Origin of the sequence: uncultured Dysosmobacter sp., assembly GCF_947631165.1 — a bacterium.
Lineage (GTDB): Bacteria > Bacillota > Clostridia > Oscillospirales > Oscillospiraceae > Oscillibacter.
Genome location: NZ_CANRKH010000009.1, coordinates 74,757 through 96,100, shown reverse-complemented (window position 1 = coordinate 96,100; position 21,344 = coordinate 74,757). Strand labels below are relative to the sequence as shown.

Annotated in this window: 30 protein-coding genes; 4 read left to right on the top strand and 26 right to left on the bottom strand. The window is 55.3% G+C overall.

The window, feature by feature from the left end; translation table 11 throughout:
• The 26 genes from Q0Z69_RS06590 to Q0Z69_RS06465 form a co-directional block, all read right to left on the bottom strand.
• The coding region (locus Q0Z69_RS06590) for a phage major capsid protein (protein ID WP_298031094.1) at window positions 1–505 on the bottom strand (505 nt) is incomplete at its 3' end.
• 14 nt (window positions 506–519) lie between these two features.
• The gene (locus Q0Z69_RS06585) at window positions 520–1,296 is read right to left on the bottom strand and encodes a head maturation protease, ClpP-related (protein WP_298031092.1); all 777 of its coding nucleotides are present in this window, start codon (window positions 1,294–1,296) and stop codon (window positions 520–522) included.
• A gap of 39 nt (window positions 1,297–1,335) precedes the next feature.
• The gene (locus Q0Z69_RS06580) at window positions 1,336–1,782 is read right to left on the bottom strand and encodes an AP2 domain-containing protein (RefSeq protein WP_298031090.1); all 447 of its coding nucleotides are present in this window, start codon (window positions 1,780–1,782) and stop codon (window positions 1,336–1,338) included.
• Between the two features lie 148 nt (window positions 1,783–1,930).
• A complete protein-coding gene (locus Q0Z69_RS06575) occupies window positions 1,931–3,238 on the bottom strand; it encodes a phage portal protein (RefSeq protein ID WP_298031088.1) in 1,308 nt (435 codons plus the stop codon).
• Window positions 3,239–3,267: 29 nt separating this feature from the next.
• A complete protein-coding gene (locus tag Q0Z69_RS06570) occupies window positions 3,268–4,869 on the bottom strand; it encodes a terminase large subunit (protein WP_298031103.1) in 1,602 nt (533 codons plus the stop codon).
• A 118-nt stretch (window positions 4,870–4,987) separates the two neighbouring features.
• Window positions 4,988–5,158, bottom strand: a complete 171-nt coding sequence (locus Q0Z69_RS06565; protein WP_298031087.1) for a hypothetical protein — start codon at window positions 5,156–5,158, stop codon at window positions 4,988–4,990.
• A gap of 193 nt (window positions 5,159–5,351) precedes the next feature.
• Complete coding sequence (locus tag Q0Z69_RS06560) at window positions 5,352–5,540, bottom strand: hypothetical protein (RefSeq protein ID WP_298031085.1); 189 nt, start codon at window positions 5,538–5,540, stop codon at window positions 5,352–5,354.
• A gap of 124 nt (window positions 5,541–5,664) precedes the next feature.
• Window positions 5,665–5,877 (bottom strand): hypothetical protein, encoded by a 213-nt coding sequence (locus Q0Z69_RS06555; protein ID WP_298031082.1) that lies wholly within the window; start codon window positions 5,875–5,877, stop codon window positions 5,665–5,667.
• Entirely contained in the window at window positions 5,867–6,340 is a 474-nt protein-coding gene (locus Q0Z69_RS06550) for a gamma-glutamylcyclotransferase family protein (RefSeq protein WP_298031078.1), read from the bottom strand. Before Q0Z69_RS06550 ends, Q0Z69_RS06555 begins: the two co-directional genes overlap by 11 nt.
• 112 nt (window positions 6,341–6,452) lie before the next feature.
• Window positions 6,453–7,403, bottom strand: a complete 951-nt coding sequence (locus Q0Z69_RS06545; RefSeq protein WP_298031075.1) for an amidoligase family protein — start codon at window positions 7,401–7,403, stop codon at window positions 6,453–6,455.
• 123 nt (window positions 7,404–7,526) lie between these two features.
• On the bottom strand, window positions 7,527–7,775 hold the full coding sequence (locus Q0Z69_RS06540; protein WP_298031072.1) for a DUF4314 domain-containing protein: 249 nt from the start codon (window positions 7,773–7,775) through the stop codon (window positions 7,527–7,529).
• A complete protein-coding gene (locus Q0Z69_RS06535; RefSeq protein ID WP_298031069.1) occupies window positions 7,759–8,532 on the bottom strand; it encodes a virulence protein in 774 nt (257 codons plus the stop codon). Before Q0Z69_RS06535 ends, Q0Z69_RS06540 begins: the two co-directional genes overlap by 17 nt.
• Window positions 8,533–8,661: 129 nt before the next feature.
• Window positions 8,662–9,912, bottom strand: a complete 1,251-nt coding sequence (locus Q0Z69_RS06530) for a site-specific DNA-methyltransferase (protein ID WP_298031066.1) — start codon at window positions 9,910–9,912, stop codon at window positions 8,662–8,664.
• On the bottom strand, window positions 9,912–10,694 hold the full coding sequence (locus Q0Z69_RS06525; protein WP_298031063.1) for an S-adenosylmethionine synthetase N-terminal domain-containing protein: 783 nt from the start codon (window positions 10,692–10,694) through the stop codon (window positions 9,912–9,914). Before Q0Z69_RS06525 ends, Q0Z69_RS06530 begins: the two co-directional genes overlap by 1 nt.
• Window positions 10,695–10,696: 2 nt before the next feature.
• Window positions 10,697–11,248 (bottom strand): P27 family phage terminase small subunit, encoded by a 552-nt coding sequence (locus Q0Z69_RS06520; protein ID WP_298031060.1) that lies wholly within the window; start codon window positions 11,246–11,248, stop codon window positions 10,697–10,699.
• A 120-nt stretch (window positions 11,249–11,368) separates the two neighbouring features.
• A complete protein-coding gene (locus tag Q0Z69_RS06515; protein WP_298031057.1) occupies window positions 11,369–11,728 on the bottom strand; it encodes an HNH endonuclease in 360 nt (119 codons plus the stop codon).
• Between the two features lie 153 nt (window positions 11,729–11,881).
• Window positions 11,882–12,295 (bottom strand): sigma factor-like helix-turn-helix DNA-binding protein, encoded by a 414-nt coding sequence (locus tag Q0Z69_RS06510; protein ID WP_298031055.1) that lies wholly within the window; start codon window positions 12,293–12,295, stop codon window positions 11,882–11,884.
• Window positions 12,292–12,735: a hypothetical protein gene (locus Q0Z69_RS06505; RefSeq protein WP_298031053.1), complete on the bottom strand. Its 444-nt coding sequence runs from the start codon at window positions 12,733–12,735 to the stop codon at window positions 12,292–12,294. Before Q0Z69_RS06505 ends, Q0Z69_RS06510 begins: the two co-directional genes overlap by 4 nt.
• On the bottom strand, window positions 12,722–13,213 hold the full coding sequence (locus tag Q0Z69_RS06500; protein ID WP_298031051.1) for a DUF4406 domain-containing protein: 492 nt from the start codon (window positions 13,211–13,213) through the stop codon (window positions 12,722–12,724). Before Q0Z69_RS06500 ends, Q0Z69_RS06505 begins: the two co-directional genes overlap by 14 nt.
• A 13-nt stretch (window positions 13,214–13,226) precedes the next feature.
• A complete protein-coding gene (locus tag Q0Z69_RS06495) occupies window positions 13,227–14,591 on the bottom strand; it encodes a DEAD/DEAH box helicase (RefSeq protein WP_298031048.1) in 1,365 nt (454 codons plus the stop codon).
• 16 nt (window positions 14,592–14,607) lie between these two features.
• Window positions 14,608–14,793, bottom strand: a complete 186-nt coding sequence (locus tag Q0Z69_RS06490; protein ID WP_298031046.1) for a hypothetical protein — start codon at window positions 14,791–14,793, stop codon at window positions 14,608–14,610.
• A complete protein-coding gene (locus tag Q0Z69_RS06485) occupies window positions 14,790–15,119 on the bottom strand; it encodes a hypothetical protein (RefSeq protein ID WP_298031043.1) in 330 nt (109 codons plus the stop codon). Before Q0Z69_RS06485 ends, Q0Z69_RS06490 begins: the two co-directional genes overlap by 4 nt.
• The gene (locus Q0Z69_RS06480; protein ID WP_298031041.1) at window positions 15,100–15,399 is read right to left on the bottom strand and encodes a VRR-NUC domain-containing protein; all 300 of its coding nucleotides are present in this window, start codon (window positions 15,397–15,399) and stop codon (window positions 15,100–15,102) included. Before Q0Z69_RS06480 ends, Q0Z69_RS06485 begins: the two co-directional genes overlap by 20 nt.
• Window positions 15,392–15,871: a hypothetical protein gene (locus Q0Z69_RS06475; RefSeq protein ID WP_298031039.1), complete on the bottom strand. Its 480-nt coding sequence runs from the start codon at window positions 15,869–15,871 to the stop codon at window positions 15,392–15,394. Before Q0Z69_RS06475 ends, Q0Z69_RS06480 begins: the two co-directional genes overlap by 8 nt.
• 239 nt (window positions 15,872–16,110) lie before the next feature.
• The gene (locus Q0Z69_RS06470; protein ID WP_298031036.1) at window positions 16,111–18,420 is read right to left on the bottom strand and encodes a DUF3987 domain-containing protein; all 2,310 of its coding nucleotides are present in this window, start codon (window positions 18,418–18,420) and stop codon (window positions 16,111–16,113) included.
• An 11-nt stretch (window positions 18,421–18,431) separates the two neighbouring features.
• A complete protein-coding gene (locus Q0Z69_RS06465; RefSeq protein ID WP_298031034.1) occupies window positions 18,432–18,728 on the bottom strand; it encodes a DUF4406 domain-containing protein in 297 nt (98 codons plus the stop codon).
• Window positions 18,729–18,976: 248 nt separating this feature from the next.
• On the opposite strand from Q0Z69_RS06465, the gene Q0Z69_RS06460 reads away from it, so the two are divergent.
• Genes Q0Z69_RS06460 through Q0Z69_RS06445 form a run of 4 tightly spaced genes read left to right on the top strand, consistent with a single transcriptional unit; the run spans window position 18,977 to window position 21,281 of the window.
• On the top strand, window positions 18,977–19,156 hold the full coding sequence (locus tag Q0Z69_RS06460) for a hypothetical protein (RefSeq protein WP_298031031.1): 180 nt from the start codon (window positions 18,977–18,979) through the stop codon (window positions 19,154–19,156).
• Entirely contained in the window at window positions 19,122–19,589 is a 468-nt protein-coding gene (locus Q0Z69_RS06455) for a hypothetical protein (protein WP_298031028.1), read from the top strand. The genes Q0Z69_RS06460 and Q0Z69_RS06455 overlap by 35 nt, the downstream gene beginning before the upstream one ends.
• A complete protein-coding gene (locus Q0Z69_RS06450; RefSeq protein WP_298031025.1) occupies window positions 19,582–20,700 on the top strand; it encodes a DUF2800 domain-containing protein in 1,119 nt (372 codons plus the stop codon). Before Q0Z69_RS06455 ends, Q0Z69_RS06450 begins: the two co-directional genes overlap by 8 nt.
• A 14-nt stretch (window positions 20,701–20,714) precedes the next feature.
• Complete coding sequence (locus Q0Z69_RS06445) at window positions 20,715–21,281, top strand: DUF2815 family protein (RefSeq protein ID WP_298031022.1); 567 nt, start codon at window positions 20,715–20,717, stop codon at window positions 21,279–21,281.
• Window positions 21,282–21,344 lie beyond the last annotated feature (63 nt).

Sequence of the window (21,344 nt, the reverse complement as noted above, 5' to 3'; positions counted from 1 at the left end):
CCGTCCACTTCGCCTCGGAGTGGGTGGCCGCCACCGGGATCTTGCGCTCCGCGCTGGTGGTGATCACCTTCGCGAGGCTCCTCACCACGTTCGCTTCCTCAAGCCCCGTGATGATCTGCCGCTCGAATTCCTCCGGCACCAGGTAGCCGCCGTCCGCCTGCACGCCCTCGGAGAGCACGTTGTGGAGCGGCTTCCTGCCGCGCAGGTGCGCACCGAAGTCCTCCCGGTAGGCATTGGAAGCCCTTCCGGTTTTCTCGTCCGCTTTCTGCTCCGGCCTGCCGGTGAGCGGGGTACCCATCGGCCTGTTCAGTTCCGCCTCCCTTGCCTCGGCCCTCTGCTGGCGGTCGATGGCGGCGGTCAGCTCCTCGATTTCCTTCTCCATCCGCTCATACGCGGCATTGTCCTCCGCGGACAGGATGCCGTTTTCGTTCTCGTGGGTATCCACGAACTTCTTCGCGGTCTCCCACACCTTTGCCCTTTTCTGGATCATTTCATTGATCGTCATAACAAATCCCTCCGTTAAATGAATTTTTTGATAAAGTTAAGGCGCTCCCTGACCTCGGAAGCGCTGCGCCCGTCAGCTGCTGTATCCTGTTTCCCGTCCATGCTGGCATCCGGCGGCTTGATGCGGCACTTAGCCGCGATCTTGTCCATCAGCGAGTTGGTCACCGCCGCCCTGGAATACAGCATCGACACCTCCGGTGCTTCCAAGTCTTCGCCTTCCGGTGCATCCGCCCTCGAAAGGATGCCGTCCGCAAACCCCAGCTCCACCGCCTTGTGCGCGTCCATCCAGGTCTCCGCGTCCATCAGGTGGGAGAGTTTTGTCCGGCTCATGCCCGTCTTAATCTCGTAGGCGTTCATGATGGACTCCTTCACCTCGGAGAGCATGGCGATGGCCTTCTGCATCTCCGCCGTGTCGCCAAAGGCAATGGTGGCAGGATTGTGGATCATCATCGTACTGACCGGGCTCATCAGGACCCTTGCCCCAGCCATGGCGATGACGCTTGCAGCCGACGCCGCGATGCCGTCAATCTTGACGGTCACGTCCCCCCTGTAGTCCATCAGCATGTTGTAGATCTGGGCTGCCGCCACGCAGTCGCCGCCCGGCGAGTTGATCCACACCGTGACGGGGCCGCTCCCGGACTCCAGTTCCTGCCGGAAGACCGCCGGGGTGACGTCGTCATCGTACCAGCTGTCTTCCGCTATGGTGCCGTTCAGGAAAAGCACCCTTTCAGATATTTCTTCCCCGGACTGATCCCTGATCTTCCTGTTTTTCCAGTTCCAGAACTTCTTCATCGGAATTTCCATCCTCCTTTCCCATATTGCGTATAGGCATCAGGCACTGTCCGGAAGATTCAGCCGCGCAAAATCACCGTGCAGCTCTTTTGCGGCTTTGTCATATGCCTTTGCCGCCTCGTATTTGTCGCTGAACCTCCCCAGGTAGGTCCTTACCCCATCCGCATTAATATACGCTACATAATTGCCCGCCCTTTTATCGAAGCACACGCCTTTAAATCCAGTGGTGCTGTCTGCCCGCAGACCTTTGTTTCTCTGGTTTTCTGCATGGCTTGCCAGTCTCAGGTTGCACCGCCTGTTGTCTGTCTTATCCATGTTGATATGGTCAACCTGTTCGTTTTCGGCTGCGCCCATGATAAGGCGATGAAGGTAAATGTTCTTTCCATTCTCCGTGGCCCGGACATGCCCCCTTGAAAGGGACCAGGCATGCCGACGGACTATGTCCTCGTCCTCCGCATCAAAAATAAAAGATGTGCCATTCCTCATGACACACCTCATATATCCGTTTTCCCTGATAATCCTGTTGCATCTTCCGCAGCTCTGCGTCAGCCCATGGAACAGGCTGTATGAATCCACGGCATGGACTGTGCCGCAATCACATCTGCACAACATTTTCGTCCTGCCATGGTCACATTCAGCCACGCTTAGGACTGCCCAATGCCCAATCTTCCGGCCGATCAGTTTCTGATAATAAATTTTCGCCACCCCCTCCATTTCCTTCCCATTGTCTCCCCACATCTGAGATCTTGATCATGTTCCCGTTCACCATGTAGTTGTTCCCGCCATCCTCATCAGGAATCAGATCCATGTTCTCCAACTGCCGAACATCGTTCGGGGAGAGGAACCCGTTCTGTACGCCGATGGAATATCCCTGCATGCGGCTGGCATAGTCGCCGCGCAACAGGCCATCCACATTGAACTTGGCAAAATACTGTCTCTTCTCCTCTGGCGAAAGCAGCGTCCGTGCGATGGACTGCTCCCAGCGCACGATCCACGGATTCAAGGTGTATTTCACGAATTCCAAGGACATATTTTCTATATTGGAGAATGTTGACCTGTCCAGGTCGCCGATCATGTGCGGCGGCACCCGGAAGATACGCGCGATCTCATCAATCTGGAACTTCCGCGTCTCCAGAAACTGCGCCTGCTCCGGCGAGATGGAGATGGGCGTGTACTTCATGCCCTCCTCCAGGACTGCCACCTTCTGGGCGTTCCCGCTGCCCGCAAACCCGGCATTCCAGCTTTCCCTGACCTTCTCCGGGTCCTTCACCGTGCCGGGGTATTCCAGGATGCCGCTCGGCGTCGCGCCGTTCGCGAAGAACTTGCTCCCGTACTCCTCGGTCGCGATGGCAAGCCCGATGGCGTTCTTCGCCATGGCGATGGGGGAGTATCCCACAAGGCCGTCAAAACCAAGGCCGGGGATGTGCAGCACCTCGTAGGGGGAGAGCCGCACCGTGCTCCCCTTCATGGTCCTTGCCTCGTCCGTGCTGGTGCGGTACTCGTAATAGAGCCGCCCCTTATCGTCCCTGTCCACCGCCATGCGGTCCGGCATCAGCGGATACAGAGCAATGACCTCGCCCTTGCCGTTCCGGATGACCTGCGCGTAGGCATTCCCCCACAGGAGCAGGTGCGTCATCAGCGTCTCCCGGAACACGAAGGAGGTCATCTCCGGGTTCGGCTCATCGTGGAGCAGCCGGTAGAGCGGATGCCCCTGTGCCTTCTCCGAGCCAGCCCCCGTGTATTTATAGAGGTGAAGCGGCAGCCCCGCCACCGACTCCGCCAGGATCCTCACGCAGGAATACACCGCCGTCATCTGCATGGCGGACCGCTCGTTCACGTACTTCCCGCTTGCACTGCCGCCCATCAGGAATCCGTAGGCGCTCCCTGCCGTCCGGTCCTTTGGGGCATCCCTGGATTTAAAGATGCCGCTTAAGAATCCCATTAAACCACCGCCTCCAATCAAAAAAATAATCAAAGAAATAAAATCCCGCGGCTGTCATAAACCGATTCGCCAGTGTCCAGCCCGCAGCGGATGGCACGGTCAAGCCCCATGATGGTTGCAATCGCGCCGTCGATCTTCTCCGTGGACTTCTCCTTGTCCGCCTTGATGTTGCCCGCCGGGTCCTGCCGGATGTAGATGTTGTCCATCATCCACCGCAGGACGGGGTGCCCGCCATGGGCGATCCTTCCCTCCAGCACCAGCTTCATCAGTTCCTTCGTGGGCGGCGACATGTCCTTAAAGCCCTGACCGAACGGCACCACCGTGAAGCCCATGCCCTCAAGGTTCTGCACCATCTGGATGGCTCCCCAGCGGTCGAAGGCGATCTCCCGGATGTTGAACCGGTCGCCCAGCCGCTCGATGAACTTCTCGATGTATCCGTAATGCACCACGTTCCCTTCCGTGGTCTCCAGAAATCCCTGCCGCTCCCAGACATCGTAAGGCACATGGTCGCGCCTGACACGCAGGTCGAGCGTCTCCTCCGGGATCCAGAAATAGGGGAGGACGTAGTATTTGTCTTCCTCGTCAAGCGGAGGGAACACCAGCACGAATGCCGTGATGTCCGTGGTGGAGGAGAGGTCAAGGCCTCCGTAGCAGACGCGCCCCTCCAGTTCATCCTCGTCCACGGGAAATGCGCAGGCGTCCCATTTCTCCATCGGCATCCACCTGACCGACTGCTTTACCCACTGGTTCAGCCGAAGCTGCCGGAAGGAATTCTCCTCGCCGGGGTTCTGCCGCGCTGATTCGCAGGCGGCTTTCACCTTGTCGATACCCACCGTTATGCCAAGGGATGGATTTGCTTTTTTCCAGACCTTGGGATCCGTCCAGTCCTCAGATTCATCCGCACCATAGATGACGGAGTAGAAGGTAGGATCAACCTTCCTGCCGGCTTCAATGTCCAGAGCCTTCTGGTGTATCTCGTAGCAGATGGAGTTGGTGTCGTTCCCTGCTGTCGTGATCAGGAAATAGAGCGGCTGCATCCTGGCGTCACCGGAGCCCTGCGTCATGACGTCATAGAGCTTCCTGTTCGGCTGGGTGTGCAGCTCGTCAAAGATCACGCCGTGGGTGTTGAAGCCGTGCTTGTTCGCTACGTCTGCCGAAAGCACCTGGTAGGTGCTGCGGGTGGGCAGATACTCAATCTTCTTCTGCGACTCCAGTATTTTTACTCGCTTGGAGAGCGCAGGACAGAACCGCACCATATCCACCGCCACGTCAAAAACGATCTTTGCCTGGTTCCTGTCCGCGGCGCAGCCGTACACCTCGGCGCGTTCCTCACCGTCTCCGCAGGTGAGCAGGAGCGCGACTGCCGCGGCAAGCTCTGACTTTCCCTGTTTTTTGGGTATCTCGATGTATGCCGTGTTGAACTGCCGGTAGCCGTTCGGCTTTAAAATGCCGAACACATCCCGGATGATCTGCTCCTGCCAGTCAATCAGTTCAAAGGGCTTTCCCGCCCACGTGCCTTTGGTGTGGCAGAGGCTCTCCACGAAAGCCACGGCAAAATCAGCGGAATCCTTGTCGTAGTAGGAATCCTTCGCCTTGAACCTTGTCGGCTTATATTTTTTCAGTTTCCGCATCGCCATCCGCGTCACCTCCTGATGGCATGAAAAATGGCCTGCCGTGCGGCAAGCCTTAAAACCTGTCTGTACGGGAGACAGAGCCTTCCGGCTCCGTTCCCGGTGTGTTTCCGTTCCCTTATCCTTCCTGCAAGTCGGCTGGATGCCCGATGTACTTCCATCCGCAGCTTACCGCATAGTCGATTTCGCGCCAGTCCTTTGCTGTCTGGTAGGAGCCTTCCTTCTCCAGAATCCCCATCGCTTTTGTTTCGATTGCGTAGCTCATTGCCTCTTCCAATGTGTGTTTCATTCCTGTGTACCTCCGTTTTTTTGTTTTCCCTTTCGGTACTGTATATATCACTCTGAACGGATATATTATCAAGCAAATTCTGCGGCATAATGTAGACAAACATCAGCACCTTGGATTGTGTATATTTCAGATAAATTGAAAGCTGTCAGCAAAGAGAAAAGGCCCCTCGGCCTTCTCCCGGAATGTTCCCGCGTTATTTCAGCAGGTTAGCAGTCGCCACCCTGATTTCATGCTGCTTCCCCCAGATCTTGTTGTAGATCATGAAGTTGTGTGCGTCCAGCCTGTCCTTTGCCCAGACCGTTACGGTCTTTCTTGCTTTCGTTCCCTTCGGTGTGTAGTCGATTTCAAAAAGTGTGGCTCCTTCAAATTTTTTGTTCAGCATCTTGTCTACCTCCGTTTTTTTTGTTTTCCCTTTCGGTACTGTATATATCACTCTGAACGGAGATAATAGCAAGCAGATTCCAAGCCATAATCTACACAATTATCTGAGGCGCGGATTGTGTATTTTACCGTCTCCTACGCATGCTCCTGTGAATCGTTGCGAGGATCTCTTCCTGCTCGTCAGTGGCAATGCCCAGGCTTTCCAGTGCCTCCCTGGTGCCACAGTCCGGGCAGATGAACGTCTCATTGTCATCCCTGGAAAGTGCCGGACGGTCGTAATAAATCCGTCCGCACTTCGGGCATTCCCTTGCTTCCCTGATTACCGCATTATCCTTCATGTCCGCACATCCTTTCGCATTTTTCGTAGGCTTCAATCAGCACGTTCCTGTTGAAGTAAAAAGTGTCGTAGCCGTTCAGGCAGGTCCTCATGTAGAAATCGGCCGGCACACCGATGGGCCTGTCCTCGTGCATGATGTAGGCGAAGGCTGTCACCGTCCTGCGCCTCCCCGTGCGGATGCCTTTGTACTGGAGCCGGATCTCCTTCTTGTAGTAGAAGGTGGGGAACCCCTCGTAGCGGTCAAGCGCCGCCTCGTCCGTCCCGTCAACCTCCCAGACCGCCACCGGGACCGTGCCGCCTTCGCATTCCTCGATCGTGAGGTAGGAACCGGTCCTGCTCCCCTTGAAAAGCAGCTCCCAGTCTTTCAGGTTTGCCGTACCAAGGACCGTGGCATGCGGGCAGCGCCTCCGCATCTGCTGTACGTTTAAGTTGCTCCCGTAGGCAATGTAGTATCGTTTTTTCATCTGCAATCCATCCTTTCCGAAGGGATCACCCTTCTACCACCTTAAGACCGCCCAGGAACCATGGTTCCTTGCGGTCAAGTCAGGTGGCAGGAGGCTAATCCCTGCGTCCTCTTCAAGCGGCCGGCCTTGCCGTGTGCCGGAAGGCCGCGTCGCCGGAAAGCCTCTTTGTCAGGATGTCCCTCGCGGTCTTGAACTCGTCCCCGATGAACCCCAGCCTGAGGAGCCATGTCCGCATCGCGTACCTTGGGTTTTCCTTCTGCTGTTCCTTCGGGCTCGCGCTCTTTACCATCTTTGCCATCTGGGAAAGCGCCAGGCAGAGCTGGATGTAGCTCTTGAGCTGCCCCGCGTGGAGGCCTCCCCTGCGCCCGTTCCCCGGCTCGTCGAACTGGAAGAGCCTGAACTCGACCGTCCCGTGCGTGAAGGTGGCGTGGAGGTTGAGCATGTGGTACCGGCTGCCGTTGTAGTGCTGGCCCCTGCCGTGGTCCTCACCCTGGCTGCCGTACCAGATGTCCGCGAGCTGCGCCATCGTGGCCGGCTTCTTCCTGTTGAGCTGCTCCAGGAACCTTGGGTCTACCGTGCGGCAGTAGCGGCTCACCCGGTAATGGTCCAGGTCGAGGGCTTCGGCCAGGAGGCTTTCATGGCTTGCCATGATGTTGGCAAGGTTCCTCAAGGTCTGCGGCGTGTGCCCCTGTGCCCCGATGTGGATGTGTACCCCGCATCCCCTGGAGGCGTCGCTCTTGGCTCCCTTGTGCCGGAGCTGCCGGATGAGCTCCTGCAGGGTCTCGATGTCGTCGTAGGTCAGGATCGGGGTGACCAGTTCGCACTTTTCGCTGTCCGGTCCCGCGATGGAAACGTCCTTCTGGAATTTCCACTCGCGTCCCTGCGCGTCCCATGCGCTCCAGGTTTCGTACCCGTTGCGGCGGGCTGTGTATTCGTACCTTCCGGTTCCGAAGAATCCGGCGGCAGTCTTCGCTGCCTTTTCCCTTGTTATGCTGTTCATCTCGACCTCGACCCCGATGGTCTGCTTCTTCATTTCGGCCTGCTGTGTAGCTGTGTTCTTCATGCTGGTTCCTCCTCGTTTTTTTGTTTTCCCTTTCGGTACTGTATTAATCACTCTAAACGCGGATAATAGCAAGCAGATTCGGAGCATAAAGTACACAAAGATGGCCGCGGGATATTGTGTAGTTTACAGCTTCCTAGCCCCAGGGGAAGTGTCCGCCACTTTCCGGCAGACATCCTCACCGTAGGCAACCGAGAGACCGCATCCATTGTCCCACGCCACTAAAATGCTTCCCACGTCGTCCACGCCTCTGCAGGTTCCCCGCGTCCCAATCGGCGGTGCCTGGACATCGTCCATCTTCACAAGCTCCACCCGTGTGCCTGCGGGGAACTCCCTGCGGAGCCGCTCGACTGTCTCCCTACTCGGAAACCGCATCGGCAACACCTCCTTTGCGTCCGCTCTTGAAGGCAGATGAGCCGGAAAGGTTCTTCAGCAGGATCTTCCGCTCCGCCTTGCACTCGGCTCCGATGAATCCCAGCCGCAGGAGGAAGCAGCGGAATGCGTACTTCTCGTTGTCCACTTCCTTCGCCGTGGCCGTGACGCGTTTCTGGTTTTTGCTCATCGCACACAGCGCGGCGATGAAGTGCGTGTATGCCGGAACCTCATCCGGATCCGGCAGTTCCGGAAACCATGGAAATTTTACCGTATCCTCCGTGACTTCAATCCCCAGATTCTCAATGCCCAGTGCCTTTCTGATGAGTGATCCCTTGGCATCCAGCAGCCTTGTAAGGTTCCCCACGGCCACCTTCTCAAGCGGGATCTCCACCGTGAGGCCTGTGTCCGCATCCTGTGCCGTGTTTCCCTTTGCAGGAGCATCCGCAGCAGCATCGTTATCCTCTGCGGTATCCGCAGACGTATCATCATCCTCTGCAACATCTGTCATGGCTGTCTCCCCTGCGGCAGGCTCAGCATGAAAGCCTTCTTTCCCAAGCTCCTCAAGGAGCGCTTCGATCTCCTTGCTGTCTGCCCCATCGTCAAAGCTGATCGTGCCATCCTTGCTTACCTCAATGTAACCTGCCTGATAGGCACAGCTCGGGACGCCCAGGTATTTCTTTTCGCAGCCGAGGAACCCGGCGATGCAGTCCGCCAGCCGTTTCCTTTCGCTGCCCGTTACGTTGTAGTTGATCGTCATAGTGAAGTACCTCCTTCGTTTTCGGTACTACATTCATCACTCAAAGGCGCAGAAATAGCAAGCAGATCCGTGTGGAATAGCTGACAAATTACTGTGCGGGATTCTGTGCATCGTACACAACAGGGAGCTCTATGCATCCACCTCCTTCACGAGGTCGGAGTAAGGGATCCGTTCCCCGTTCCGTATCACATACACACCGTCCGCATCGCCGGTGTCGTCCACATATCTCCGCAGGATGACGGATGCGTACTTCTCGTCCAGTTCCATTGTGTAACAAACGCGGTTCATCTGCTCACACGCCATCAGCGTGGAGCCGGAACCGCCGAACGTGTCGATGACCACGGCGTTCTCCTGCGTGGAGTTGCCAATGGGGTAACCGAGCAGATCGAGCGGCTTGGAGGTCGGGTGGTTCGCATTCCGCTTTGGCTTGGCGAAGTTCCAGATTGTGGTCTGCTTCCGGTCGGAATACCATTTGTGCTTGCCGTTCTGCATGAAGCCATAGAGGATGGGTTCATGCTGCCACTGGTAGTCGCTCCTGCCAAGCACCAGCGAATCCTTCACCCAGATACAGCATCCGGCGAGATGGAATCCCGCGTCCACGAATGCCCTGCGGAAGTTCAGCCCTTCCGTGTCCGCATGGAACACATACGCCGCGCCGCCTTTTTCCAGATGGTCAGCCATGTTCCTGAAAGCGGAAAGCAGGAAATTGTAAAACTCCTCGCCCTTGATGGAATCATTCTGGATGGTCAGACCGCTGCTGGACTTGAATGATACCCCGTAAGGCGGATCCGTCAGGATGAGGTTCGCCTTGGTGTCGCCCATCAGCAGGTTCACGTCATCGGGATTGGTGGCGTCTCCGCACACCAGTTTGTGCCTGCCCACCGTCCAGACATCCCCGCGCATAACAAAAGCCGCCTTTTCCAAAGCGGCCGTCAAATCGTAATCATCATCTTTTGCATCGCTGTCAGACTCATCAGAGAACAGGTCGGACAGCTCCTTGTCATCAAAACCGGTAAGAGACACGTCAAAATCCATGCCCTTTAAGGATTCAATCTCCACCCGGAGCAGTTCCTCATCCCATCCGGCATCCATCGCCATGCGGTTGTCCGCCAGAATGTAGGCTTTCTTCTGCGCCTCGGTGAGATAGTCCACAAATACACACGGGATTTCAGTGATGCCTTCCTCCTTGGCGGCGGCGATTCTTCCATGCCCGGCTATGACGTTGTAGTCCCGGTCAATGATGACCGGATTGACAAAGCCGAACTCCCGCAATGAGGCGCGGAGCTTGGTGATCTGTTCCGGCGAGTGCGTCCTCGCGTTATTTACATATGGGATCAGCTTTGCGATAGGCACAAGCTGCATATCCGTTGTCGTATTCATCACACCAGCCCCCATTCCGCAAATCTCTCAAAGCCGCCCTCAGAGCGGATGTAGTCTCCCGCAATTGATACGATCTCCGCATACGGTTTCCCGTCCACGGAATCGTCCCCGATGGCGCAGCACAGTTCCACAGGCCTGCCTGTTTTCTGTGCTTTCAGCCATGCGTAGATGTTTATGCAGATATCCGCTTTGGAGAGGTCCTTTCCATGCAGGCCGCCGCCCGTGACGGAATCCGCCATGTCGCTGCCCAGTTTGCGGTTGGTGGCTCCGGAGTCAACGTCCGAGCCGCCTGTCCAGTCACCGAGCGGATTGACCACGGCAGTAGGATAGGCTTTGCGCAGTTCCTCGCTGTCCGCATTGCTCTGGCAGATAATCAGCCGCTCACCGTCCAGAATGTACTTTCCGTCATACGGATACTTCGCATAGATTTCCCTTGCGATTTCTGTCAGCTTTTTCTGTTCCTCTGTGACAGGCATCCCTTTGAAGATGCCGTTGTCACCGCAGCGGACTCCGTTCCTCTGGTTTTCGGAGAGGCGTCCGTCCTGCGGCACTTCTACATAATCCAACTGTACATTTCCGGCGATACGGTAGACAGCGGAAAAAACATCTGCCTTAGACAGATGCACGGAAGTCTCCGCGATGATATGGCACACACCATGTCCGAGCAGGACTTCCACAGCGATTTTTGGATTTTCCTGTGACACATACGCCATATCAACAAGTGCGCCGGCGATACGATCCGCCTGTTTGTCGGGATGCGCCGGATTTACTTTTTCAAACATACTCACATTCCTTTCCGGGAGCGGAGCAGACGCTCCATCACGTCATCCTGCGGCGTCGCCCCCATGAATTCCGCCGAGCAGTTTTCCTTCACGATCTGGAAAATCTGGTACCACAGGTTGTTGACCTGCTTCATGTAATTCTGGCTCATGCTGACATACGGCGAGGCAATCGCCTGCCCCGTGGTCGGATGCTTTGCCAGGAATCCGTATTCGGAGATGGCGCGTTCGCACTGGATCCACCGGGAGACGCTCATGGCATAGTTGCGGACAAGCTGTGTGCTGACCAGCTTCTCACAGCCCCGTTCCTTGAGCCACAGCCACGTCTCCTCAAAAATATCCGCAGCGTCAAAATCCTCGCCGTTTTTCTGCCGCTCCCTCATGTAGCTTTTGACCTCCGGCATCTCCTCGCCGGATAGGTCGGCGTCGGTGGGCAGTTCCATGACCGTCAGCTTCCTGCCGCCCGGATTGCCGTTCCCCAGTTTCTCGGCCAGAGCCTTGGACTTGCGTCCGCTTCCGGCCCTTGCGCCGCCCCTGGCGGTGCCGTCCTTCGCCATGAAAACCGTCTCCTTCCCGTCAGGGGGATATTCCCCGTTTGATTTCGCTTTTTTCGCACGTTTGACCCCGCGCCCGTTCCCTGGGGGATGGGGCACAGAGATTCTGACCGCCCCTCCCGGTCAGCGGTTGTGCCACCGGTCCCCGCTCTTTGCGTGGATCCTTGCATGGCACGACCTGCACAAGGCCACGAGGTTCTCACGGTCATGCGTCCCGCCTTTTGACAGCGGAACCTTGTGGTGGATTTCCTCGGTCTTCACGTACCTTCCTTCTTCCAGGCACTGCTCGCACAGCGGATGCGCCGCGGCATAGCTGTCCCTGATCCGTTTCCATGCCCGCCCGTACCTACGGCGTACAGCCGGATCTCGGTCGTACTTCTCGTAGCGTCTGTTTTCCTGTTTCTCGTGTTCCTCGCAGAACCGTCCTTCCGTCAGGCGCGGGCAGCCGGGGTAGGAACACGGACGTTTCGGTTTCCTTGGCACTTTATCTCCTCCTTCCGGCCATAAGAAAAGCCCCGGAAGGATTGCTCCTCCGAGGCCCATCTTATTCTACTTCGCTGAGTATATCATACTACACGTCAACCCCATCGCACAAGGAGCATGGGTATGACAAACCGTGCCAAAGTGTGCCAACTTTTAATCCGGCACAGAAAAATTCGCAAGCGCAGAACTGTGGATGCGGTGAACCGTCCTGTTCGATACATGCAGCCTGCCGCCAATTTCCGACCAGGAACTGTTCTCAAGATAGCGGCATCGCAGCAATGTCCGTTCGTCCGCATTATCCATGGTATCGATGGCCCTGTTTATCGTATCGCGCAAGTCCACAAGTTCATCAATCCTGCGGTCGATGTCACGCTCTATCTCGTCAATCTTGTCCAGGCACCTTGCGAACGGCGCCTCAGTGGGACGGTTAGGGCTGTGCGGCATTCCATCATACCTCGTGCCTGAGATGCTGCCCGCCAGATGCCGCCAATACTCCAGTTCCCGCAGGCGGCAGTTGATGATTTCATCCAGGCGTCTTGCCTGGGACAGATATTCTTTTGCCGTCATACATCCGCCCCCTTGTTTTCCTTTTCCAATTCCCTGATTTCTGCTTTGATGGTTTCAAGCTGGATTCTCAGAGTGCCCATGATATCTCCGGCGAATCTCGGCGGGAAGATGTAATTCATGGGCTTTGGCTTTTCTTTTCCTTTTTCTTTGGGGAAGGTAACGGTTGACCGGAAAGTGGTGCTGTTGCAGATTCCAAGCATCGCTTCGTAGGCTTTCGCCGCCTTTTCCAGTTCGCGGATCTTCAAGTTCCGCGCCAGCCAGCCGCCATCGATGGCTCCGTTCGTCAGTTCCGTATACCAGCCGGAACGGAAGAATTTCTCGCATTCCTGCATCATATCCGCCGGCTTTTTCCCGCCGACCTCGTTTCCCATAAAAGCCGCGGCGTAGTCCTCCGCCGCCTGCTGCACGATTGCGTTTTTCAGATTATCAAATGCGTCCATCCTGATTCCCTCCATTTCCAGCAACCGTGATTTCACGGCAGTCTGTCGTAAAATGCCTTACCCTGAATCCCTTTTTAACTGCCCGTTCGTATTCTGCCTTCATCCCCGGCGAATACTCGGTGCCAAAGATCCACACCTCGGAACACTTGTCCATGAACACGTTCCCGAAGGAAAGTCCCTGGCTCCTTTCCGTGGGGTCTTCATCGCTTAGAAACTGTGGAAAGAACAGATGTGCCGCAAAGGGGATGTACCCGCTGTCCACGGCATATCTGCAATATTTCTGCGCCGCAAGGATATTCCTTACGGTATCACCGGCATATGGACTGCAAATATATACGATGGCGCGTCCTTTCCTTGCCTCCGCATTTGCCTTGCAGACCGCCTTCCTGCGGTCGCTTTTATCTTTTCTCCTGCATTTCGTGATGGCCGCTCCTGCGGTCGGATCGCAGTATCCCTCATAATTTCTGTATGCTGACATTTGATTCGCCTCCCTAAAATTCTGCTTTTACGGCATCGATCAGCGCCTTCTGCGTCATGTCCTTCTCGGACAGTGCCTTCATAATCCGCTCATCAACCGTTCCTTTTGTTATGATGTGTATGATGCTGACCGTGCGGTTTTTCTGCCCCTGCCTCCAGAGCCTTGCCACGGTCTGCTGGTAAAGCTCCAGGCTCCACGGGATCCCGAAGAATGCCATCGTGCCGCAACCGGACTCCTGCAGGTTCAGGCCATGGCCGGCAGACGCGGGATGGCAGAGTGCGACAGGCAACTCACCTGTATTCCATTTCCCAATGCTTGCGTCGGAGTCGATGCATTCGAACTGGATGCCCATCTCCGTCAGTTTTCTGGAAATCCGCTCCCTGTCGTGCCGGTACCAATACACCACAAGGACCGGCTTTCCGACTGCCGCCTCAATGATGTCCTCAAGTGCCTCCAACTTCCTGTCGTGGATCCTCACGATGGAACCGTCATCGGAATACACCGCGCCGTTCGCCATCTGGGTAAGCTTCCCGGACAGGGCGGCAGCGTTTGCCGCCGTCACCTCGCCTTCCGGGATAGACAGAATCAGGTCTTTTTTCATGTCCTCATAATGCTTCTTCTCGGAACCGCTCATATATACGGGGTACTCCGTGGATATCAGTTCCGGCATCTCCAGATGGTCGACTGCCTTCATGGAGATGGTGATGTCGGAGATTTTCCTGTTGATCTCATCCTCCGCTCCCGGAAGCAGGCCGTAGCTGTAGACGACCTGCCCGTTGGTGGCAAGCGGGCGGAAGTAACTTGTCCTGTACTGCCCGATGAAGCGCCCCAGGCGCTCCCCCATGTCCAGTACCTTGAACTCTGCGAACAGATCCATGTAGCCGCCGCTCCCTGTCGGTGTCCCGGTCAGCCCAACGATGCGGGAAACCTTAGGCCGCACCTTCATCAGCGACTTAAACCGCTTCGCCTGGCTGTTCTTGAATGATGAGAGTTCGTCAATCACGACCATGTCAAAGTCAAAAGGCACGCCGCTTTTCTCGACCAGCCACGGGACGTTCTCCCTGTTGATGATGTAGATGTCCGCGTCAGCCTTAAGCGCCACAAGCCGCTCCGCAGCCGTCCCCACCGCTATGGAGTATCGCAGGATGGAAAACTCATCCCATTTGGCAATCTCGTCAGACCATGTATGTCTCGCTACCCTTAATGGTGCTATGATCAGAACCTTCCCTACATCGAAGCTGTCATAAATAAGACGCAGGATTGCCATGAGCGTCAGGCTTGTCTTGCCCATTCCGCAATCTAAAAAGATGGCCGCCACAGGGTTCTCCAGAATGAAGTCAATGGCATATTGCTGGTAATTGTGCGGTCTGTACTGCATAAGCCCCACCTCCTGTTCAGAACGGCAGATCGTCCGGAGTCTGCTGCGGACAGTAATCCGGCTTGCCAAGCCCCTCGCCCCATACGTCATAGTGCCTGCCTTCCGCATGCCCGCAGTGCCGCTCCCTGCCGATATCGCAGTGGTTGCATGCATAATCAATCTCAATAGGTTCGTCCTCGTATTCAAAATATTCTTCATTCATCTGTTCATTTCCCTCCATGTGATGGTTCCGATGGCCCCGACCGTGTTGGATATCTCCCTACGGTTCAGTTCCTTTTCGCAGATGAGCTTCCCCAGCTTTTCGCCATGCTTCCGGATGTTCTTCATGACCGACCTGTGGTATTCTTTCAGATCATCGATCTCCCTTTCCAGTTCCTCGGCGTAAAGGTTGTTTGTAAGCTCCTCGTCTATCGCTTCCTCAAGCCAGTGCCTTGCCTCTATACCCAAGTGCCTGTCTATAAGGTCTATGAAGTCTCGCATGTCCGCGACAATCTCCAAAGACCCGTCATTAAGCTTTATCAAATCCATTGTCTCCTCCAACCTCGTCAATGACTGCCGGTATCTGCGCCTTGCCGTCTATGACATACACTTTGAAGCCAAGACGCCTAAGGAGCCTGTGCCTCGACAGCTGCAGTGGCCTCGGTTTTTCCCCAGGAGCCTTAAGCTCTGCAAACCCGATATGCCCACCCGGCAGCAGCACGATGCGGTCTGGCATCCCGTCAAATCCGGGCGATGCCCACTTTGGGCAGATGCCGCCGCGAGCCTTCACCGCCTTTACCAGCGCGGTCTCTATTTCCTTTTCACGCATAGCCGCCCTCCATCAAATCGAAAATGTAATTCCTCGCCTGAATGAAGTCCGTCAGCATGGCGTTATTCCTCCATTTCCAGCCTTCCCCGTCAATCCATGCCGTGTACTGCGGAATATCCTGGAATACCTCGACGGATATTTTCAGGTCATGCCCCTTGTAGCGGAGAGTCCAGCTGCCATCAGGCTCGTCGGCCCATTTCTTTTTCAGGTAGTTCTTCTTGCGCTGGGTACGGTTCCTTGCCTCCGTGTCCCTTGCCTTCGCAGCTATGATGTCCCTCTCCATGACCCCCGCGCAGATGCAGCCGACACAAATCTCATCAGGATAATCATCATGAGCCATGACATGCACATACCTGATTCCGTCATAATCGCAGAGCTCGCATACCTTCAGCGGAGCCTCTGGATCATCCTCCCTGATGTCGATTACCTCCACGCAGTACCAGTCCTTCAGGGGAGCGTTCAATTCTTCCAATCGGGCGAGGCACCTCGCGACATAGGTTTTGTCAACATTGTCCTCACCCCGTATGACAATAGATTGCATTAAAAATCTCCATTCCATAAGGACTTTGGGGATTTTGTCCTTTGTCCTTTTTGTCGTATAAGGGAAATTTTGAAAATTTACCCCCATAGTTTTGTCATATATAAATAAATTGTTTTTAAGCCTTTATATGGCTTCGAACAAAAAGGACAAAACCCGCAACGCCTGTAATATCAAGGGTTTGATGAGCCATCTTTCGTCCGGTTTGCCTGTGACAGACTTGTGTCAAAAGGACGAAACACCGCATCATTCAAAGGATTGACGGTATACTTCGGCAGGGGAGGCCTACCGTTCCCGAAAGACTTCTGAGGCTTCAGGATGATGTAACCGTAGTCATCAAGGAAGTCCAGCACGGGCTGGATCTCCGCCACGGTCTTGAAGTTCCTGCACATCCGCATGATTTCCCTGCGGTCGAACTCCCTGACCTTCTTCTCCTGAAGCACTTTCAAGATCTTGATGGCGTTCTGCGACATAGTGTTTTCTGGCAGCACCTCGTATGCCGCCTGTGCATGACTAAGGAAATACCGCCCCAGCCTGATGGCGTTGTTCATTGTCGGCTCGTCAACCACCAGCGCGTCATTCACCCCGAGGAACTCGTGATCCCGGTACACGCCGGCTCGGCACAGAAGTCCCGCGAGGCGCGGCACGTTGCCTACAAGCTTTCCCGCCCAGTCCGACATATCCGCATAGTCAGTGACAAGCTTGGGCTCAAGCTCATCGGCAAAGTCCGCCAGCCTCTTCGAGGCCCCGTCAGACAGGGTAATGACCTCCGGGTTTTTCGGGTAATCATCCTCCAGCATGTTCACAATCAGCCTCTCGTAATCCCGGTACACATCGTCAGGGACAGGCACGCTGTTGAAATTTCTCGACCCGACAAAGGAAGCCGGCATGCAGTAAAGGAACCTGGCCGTGAGACCCCTTCCTCGGAAGGTGGCGTTATTAAGGACCGCGGAGACCACGTTCGGCTGCGCCATCAAAAGGATGGTAAGTGCGGGATTCATGATGCTCTCGCTTTCCCTGCCGACGCGGTCGACCCTGATGGGGTCTCCGGAATAGCCCTTCAGCATGACGTCGATGTTCACGTTCTTGGTGTAGATCCCGGAAAGCGTGTCGAAGATGCCACCCTCGCTGGATATGAGAGCCGCCCGCCCTCTGTTTGCTGATATGACCGATACCAGCTTCTCTGTGGTGATGTCGTCCACGTACAGCTGCAGCGACCTGACCTCTTCATAATCCGCGATTTCCTGGGCTATCCGCTCAAGCTCCTCCACCCCCGCCTTCCCTTTTGCCACTTGGTCCTCGATGGCCTTCTGCCTTTTCTCAAGTATGCGCTTCTGCATCTTGCTGGCCTCGACCGCCCCAGCGTTGCGCTGGTTGTACTGGAACTCATACTCGTTGATGGGATTCAGCATCATGTGCAGCACCGCCGATTTCCTTTCGGAAGGGGGAGCGATGGAGAGAGCGTAAGTGTTCAGCGGCTCCTGCCAGTCATCCTTTCCCAGCACCTTGTATTTTCCCTGCAAGCAGACTGACAGCATCGAGATGCCGACAACCCCAGCCATGTCCACGGGTGTCTGAGTGCTTTCCGCTACCGCCGACACGTAATCGGCCATCGCCCTCGGGAGAGCCTCGACAGGAAACTTTGCCAGTACATAGCGGTCAAAGGGGATCGGCTCGATGAGCATCCCCGGAGCCTTGGAGTTATAAACCTCTGGGAGGACGTAATCCTCCTGCTCTTTTATCTTCGCGTAATACTTCCTCGCGCTGTGTACGATCGACTGAAGCTCCGCTTCTCCCAGCGGGGGATTGCACCTTTCCGCTATCCGATAAAACCGCTTTATGGAGTCTTCGTTGTCCCCGTAGCGTTTAAAGGAGCGTACTGCGTAGCGGAACATCGTGTCGTTCCTGCTTCCCTCCGGTATTTCCTTTTCCATGCCCGCGAACTCATCAATATCGAAAAACATGGACAAGTCGATGATCCCCGGCTGCACGGTTATCTCCGTGTCAGTGTTCCCATAAAAGAAGCGTCCTGCGTCCTGTGCCTTGGTGTCAAAATACGGGTAGTATTCTTGAATCATCTTCAGCAGGGCTTTGTAATCCTCCGGGATGGTAATCCTCTCTATGAAGAAGATGACGTGGTACCTCGGCCTCGGCGAGTATTTCTCCTTCTGCTTCATGTGGTTGCGGCTGGTATAGGCGATGAAGCCCACATCCGGGAAAGCCTCTGCGAAATCCTCCGGCTTCTTCCAGTCTTTCGGATCCTCCGAATGGATGTTGTCGCAGTCCACAACGACCACGTCCGCCTCCATGAAGTTCTCGTTTCCGCGGTAGTTGTCCTTGAAATGGATAAACGTGTGGTCTTTTCCCAACAGCTTCTTTAACATCCCCGTATTTGTAGCCATATGCTCATCCGGGTAGAGGCAGTTCGTCTCATCGCCCCTGCACCTCGCCGTCCACAGGCGGAGCGAAAACTGTTCATTCATGCAAATCCCTCCTATGAAAAATATCTGACCGGCATTTTCGATTTTTCCGCCTCGGCGATTTCACGCCTCATCCCCTTGGTAGGTGTGCCGAACACCCACAGCTCATCGCACCTGTGAAGCAGCACAAGGTCTATAGCGATTGCCATCTCCCTGCCGCTCCCCTCATCCAAGACACCATGAAGGTTAAGGATGGGATTCACAGGGCAGGCTCCCTCCGACACGGCGTACCGGCTGTATGCCTTTGTAAGCTCCACGTTGCTTTCGATGTCCCCTGAATACGCTGAAGCGATATACACAACCTTCTTCATATCCGCTCGCTCCTTTCGTTAAGAAGTAAGGCTCCTTTGCCTCCTACTTGGTAAAGGGAAAACCAAAGCGTTATGCGGAATGAAAACCGTATTTTTTTCAAAAAAATCAAAACGCTTCCTTTTATTTATGTGCAGAAAGCCACCGTAAACTTTTTTCAAAAAATCTCAAAAACCGTTCCGCATTTTCTCGCCGTTTTCCCTTTACCAAGTAGGAGGACGGAAAGACCTCCAGAAAGGAGGAGGCAAAGATGCCACTCAACTTGAAAGATCTCATCGGTGATGAGTATGACGAGGAGCTTCGGGATCTGCTGATTACCACGAGCGTGATCACCAAGAGGCTCGCCACGAAGATGGAGGAAGCCTACAGAACCAGGGAGAAAGGAGAAAAATGCTATGGGCAAAATGAAAGAGCTTGCAACCGTGCTTGACAGGATTGCTAACAGCGGGGACGCGCTCACGAGGAGTGCGGAGAAACTGAGGGATCTGGTAACAGTCATTGATGACCTGGCTGGCTGCGGAAAAGCCCTGAAGGATTTGGCTTTATCCCTTAAGGAGTACTTCACTGCCAGCCCCGAGACAGCGCAGGATGGCGCACCGCTTGTTAAGGAAGAGAAATCAAAGCCGAGGACAAGCAAAGCGAAACAGGCAGAGCCCGGACCGCTGCCAGAGCCTGAGCCGAAAACCGCCAAGGCGTATACCAAGGAGGAAGTAAGAAAGATCCTCGCCGGGATCTCACAAAGCGGCTACAAGGAACAGGTTATCGGGATTCTCGCAAAGTACGGTTCCGGGAACATCACCGGGCTTAAGCCGGAGGACTATGCGGCAGTTGTCGCGGAAGCGGAGGAACTCACCAATGGGTAAACATTCTATATTGCCGCCCTCGTCATGCCACAGATGGCTTGCGTGTCCGCCCAGCGCGAGGCTGTGCGAGAACATTCCCGACAAGTCATCCGAGTATGCGGCACAGGGAACGGACGCACACGAGCTCTGCCGGCACAAGGTGGAAAGGTTGCTGGGGAGGGACTCGCCCGACCCTACAGAGAACTTGGCCTGGTACGACCAGGAGATGGCGGACTGCGCCGAAGAATATGCTTCCTATGTCATGGAGCGGTTCGAGGAGGCAAAGACGCACTGCAAAGACCCGGTTGTGCTGGTTGAGCAGAGGCTGGACTTCTCACAGTGGGTACCGGAAGGATTCGGTACAGGCGACTGCGTGATCGTAGCGGACAATGTGCTCCAAGTGATCGACTTCAAATACGGAGTTGGCGTACTGGTAGAAGCTGAGAAGAATCCACAGATGATGTGCTATGCATTGGGAGCATGGTCGGCATTCGGACACCTCTACGACATCAAGACCGTGAGGATGACCATCTTCCAGCCGAGGCGCGGCAACGTCAGCACTTGGGAGATGGATGCGATGGAGCTTCTGAAATGGGCAGAAGAGGTGCTTAAGCCCACAGCCGAGCTTGCCTACAAAGGCGAGGGGGAATTCAAAGCCGGAGACCACTGCATGTTCTGCAAGGCGAAAGCCGCCTGCCGAAAACGCGCCGAATACAACCTGGAGCTTGCGAAATACGACTTTGAAGCGCCGGCAAGCCTTGAGAGCATCGAGATTGCCGCCATCCTCCCGAGGATAGACGAGCTTACCGCGTGGGCATCCGACATTAAGGAATATGCCTTGCAACAGGCTCTGTCCGGCACGGAGTATCCCGGCTACAAGGTCGTGGAAGGAAGATCCGTCAGGAAGTACGTGGACGATGCCGCTGTCGCCGACAAGGTGAAGTCCGCAGGATATGACCCTTACGAGCAGAAGGTCATCGGCATCACCGCCATGACGAAACTGCTGGGCAAGAAGAAGTTTGAGGAGTTGCTGGGTTCCCTCATCACAAAGCCAGAAGGCAAACCAGTTCTGGTGCCGGAGTCAGACAAAAGACCGGCAATGAATACAGCGTATGATGATTTTAAAGAGTAAAGGAGAAAAAGATTATGTTTAAGAATCCGACTAAGGTTGTAACTGGTATCAACACGAGATGGAGCTATGCGAACGTATGGGAGCCGAGGCAGATGCCCAACGGCGGCAAGTCCAAGTACAGCATCTCCCTCATTATCCCCAAGTCCGACACCACCACCATCGAGAAAATCAAGGCGGCTATCCAGGCGGCATACGAGGAAGGCGAGTCCAAACTGAAGGGAAACGGCAAGTTTGTTCCCGACCTTGACAGCCTCAAGATCCCTCTGCGTGACGGGGACAAGGAACGCAAAGGTGACGATGCCTACAAGGACAGCTACTTCGTTAACGCCAACTCCGACACAGCACCCGGCATCGTGGATGCGAGCCGCCAGCCCATCCTTGACCGTTCCGAGGTGTACTCCGGCTGTTACGGCAGGGCAAGCATCAACTTCTATGCCTTCAACACCAACGGCAACAAGGGAATCGCCTGTGGATTGAACAATCTTCAGAAGATTCGTGACGGCGAGCCTCTTTCCGGCAGGGCAAGGGCTGAGGATGACTTTGCCGAGTTTGATGGCGATGATGACGGCTTCCTTGACTAAAGCCGTAATCATATAGGTTTCCTTTCTGTGGGTGGCGGCAGGGTTTCATGGTTACCCTGCCGC

Excerpts from the sequence above, each read along its gene's own strand:
- Q0Z69_RS06500 (WP_298031051.1), bottom strand. The coding sequence starts at position 13,213 with ATGTCAGCATACAGAAATTATGAGGGATACTGCGATCCGACCGCAGGA.
- Q0Z69_RS06490 (WP_298031046.1), bottom strand. The coding sequence starts at position 14,793 with ATGAATGAAGAATATTTTGAATACGAGGACGAACCTATTGAGATTGAT.
- Q0Z69_RS06550 (WP_298031078.1), bottom strand. The coding sequence starts at position 6,340 with ATGAAAAAACGATACTACATTGCCTACGGGAGCAACTTAAACGTACAG.
- Q0Z69_RS06540 (WP_298031072.1), bottom strand. The coding sequence starts at position 7,775 with ATGCGGTTTCCGAGTAGGGAGACAGTCGAGCGGCTCCGCAGGGAGTTC.
- Q0Z69_RS06560 (WP_298031085.1), bottom strand. The coding sequence starts at position 5,540 with ATGCTGAACAAAAAATTTGAAGGAGCCACACTTTTTGAAATCGACTAC.
- Q0Z69_RS06465 (WP_298031034.1), bottom strand. The coding sequence starts at position 18,728 with ATGAAGAAGGTTGTGTATATCGCTTCAGCGTATTCAGGGGACATCGAA.
- Q0Z69_RS06450 (WP_298031025.1), top strand. The coding sequence starts at position 19,582 with ATGGGTAAACATTCTATATTGCCGCCCTCGTCATGCCACAGATGGCTT.
- Q0Z69_RS06575 (WP_298031088.1), bottom strand. The coding sequence starts at position 3,238 with ATGGGATTCTTAAGCGGCATCTTTAAATCCAGGGATGCCCCAAAGGAC.
- Q0Z69_RS06470 (WP_298031036.1), bottom strand. The coding sequence starts at position 18,420 with ATGAATGAACAGTTTTCGCTCCGCCTGTGGACGGCGAGGTGCAGGGGC.
- Q0Z69_RS06445 (WP_298031022.1), top strand. The coding sequence starts at position 20,715 with ATGTTTAAGAATCCGACTAAGGTTGTAACTGGTATCAACACGAGATGG.
- Q0Z69_RS06585 (WP_298031092.1), bottom strand. The coding sequence starts at position 1,296 with ATGAAGAAGTTCTGGAACTGGAAAAACAGGAAGATCAGGGATCAGTCC.
- Q0Z69_RS06535 (WP_298031069.1), bottom strand. The coding sequence starts at position 8,532 with ATGACGATCAACTACAACGTAACGGGCAGCGAAAGGAAACGGCTGGCG.
- Q0Z69_RS06480 (WP_298031041.1), bottom strand. The coding sequence starts at position 15,399 with ATGCGTGAAAAGGAAATAGAGACCGCGCTGGTAAAGGCGGTGAAGGCT.
- Q0Z69_RS06520 (WP_298031060.1), bottom strand. The coding sequence starts at position 11,248 with ATGGCGAAGGACGGCACCGCCAGGGGCGGCGCAAGGGCCGGAAGCGGA.
- Q0Z69_RS06530 (WP_298031066.1), bottom strand. The coding sequence starts at position 9,912 with ATGAATACGACAACGGATATGCAGCTTGTGCCTATCGCAAAGCTGATC.
- Q0Z69_RS06545 (WP_298031075.1), bottom strand. The coding sequence starts at position 7,403 with ATGAAGAACACAGCTACACAGCAGGCCGAAATGAAGAAGCAGACCATC.
- Q0Z69_RS06510 (WP_298031055.1), bottom strand. The coding sequence starts at position 12,295 with ATGACGGCAAAAGAATATCTGTCCCAGGCAAGACGCCTGGATGAAATC.
- Q0Z69_RS06580 (WP_298031090.1), bottom strand. The coding sequence starts at position 1,782 with ATGAGGAATGGCACATCTTTTATTTTTGATGCGGAGGACGAGGACATA.
- Q0Z69_RS06555 (WP_298031082.1), bottom strand. The coding sequence starts at position 5,877 with ATGAAGGATAATGCGGTAATCAGGGAAGCAAGGGAATGCCCGAAGTGC.
- Q0Z69_RS06570 (WP_298031103.1), bottom strand. The coding sequence starts at position 4,869 with ATGCGGAAACTGAAAAAATATAAGCCGACAAGGTTCAAGGCGAAGGAT.
- Q0Z69_RS06565 (WP_298031087.1), bottom strand. The coding sequence starts at position 5,158 with ATGAAACACACATTGGAAGAGGCAATGAGCTACGCAATCGAAACAAAA.
- Q0Z69_RS06455 (WP_298031028.1), top strand. The coding sequence starts at position 19,122 with ATGGGCAAAATGAAAGAGCTTGCAACCGTGCTTGACAGGATTGCTAAC.
- Q0Z69_RS06505 (WP_298031053.1), bottom strand. The coding sequence starts at position 12,735 with ATGGACGCATTTGATAATCTGAAAAACGCAATCGTGCAGCAGGCGGCG.
- Q0Z69_RS06495 (WP_298031048.1), bottom strand. The coding sequence starts at position 14,591 with ATGCAGTACAGACCGCACAATTACCAGCAATATGCCATTGACTTCATT.
- Q0Z69_RS06525 (WP_298031063.1), bottom strand. The coding sequence starts at position 10,694 with ATGTTTGAAAAAGTAAATCCGGCGCATCCCGACAAACAGGCGGATCGT.
- Q0Z69_RS06485 (WP_298031043.1), bottom strand. The coding sequence starts at position 15,119 with ATGGATTTGATAAAGCTTAATGACGGGTCTTTGGAGATTGTCGCGGAC.
- Q0Z69_RS06460 (WP_298031031.1), top strand. The coding sequence starts at position 18,977 with ATGCCACTCAACTTGAAAGATCTCATCGGTGATGAGTATGACGAGGAG.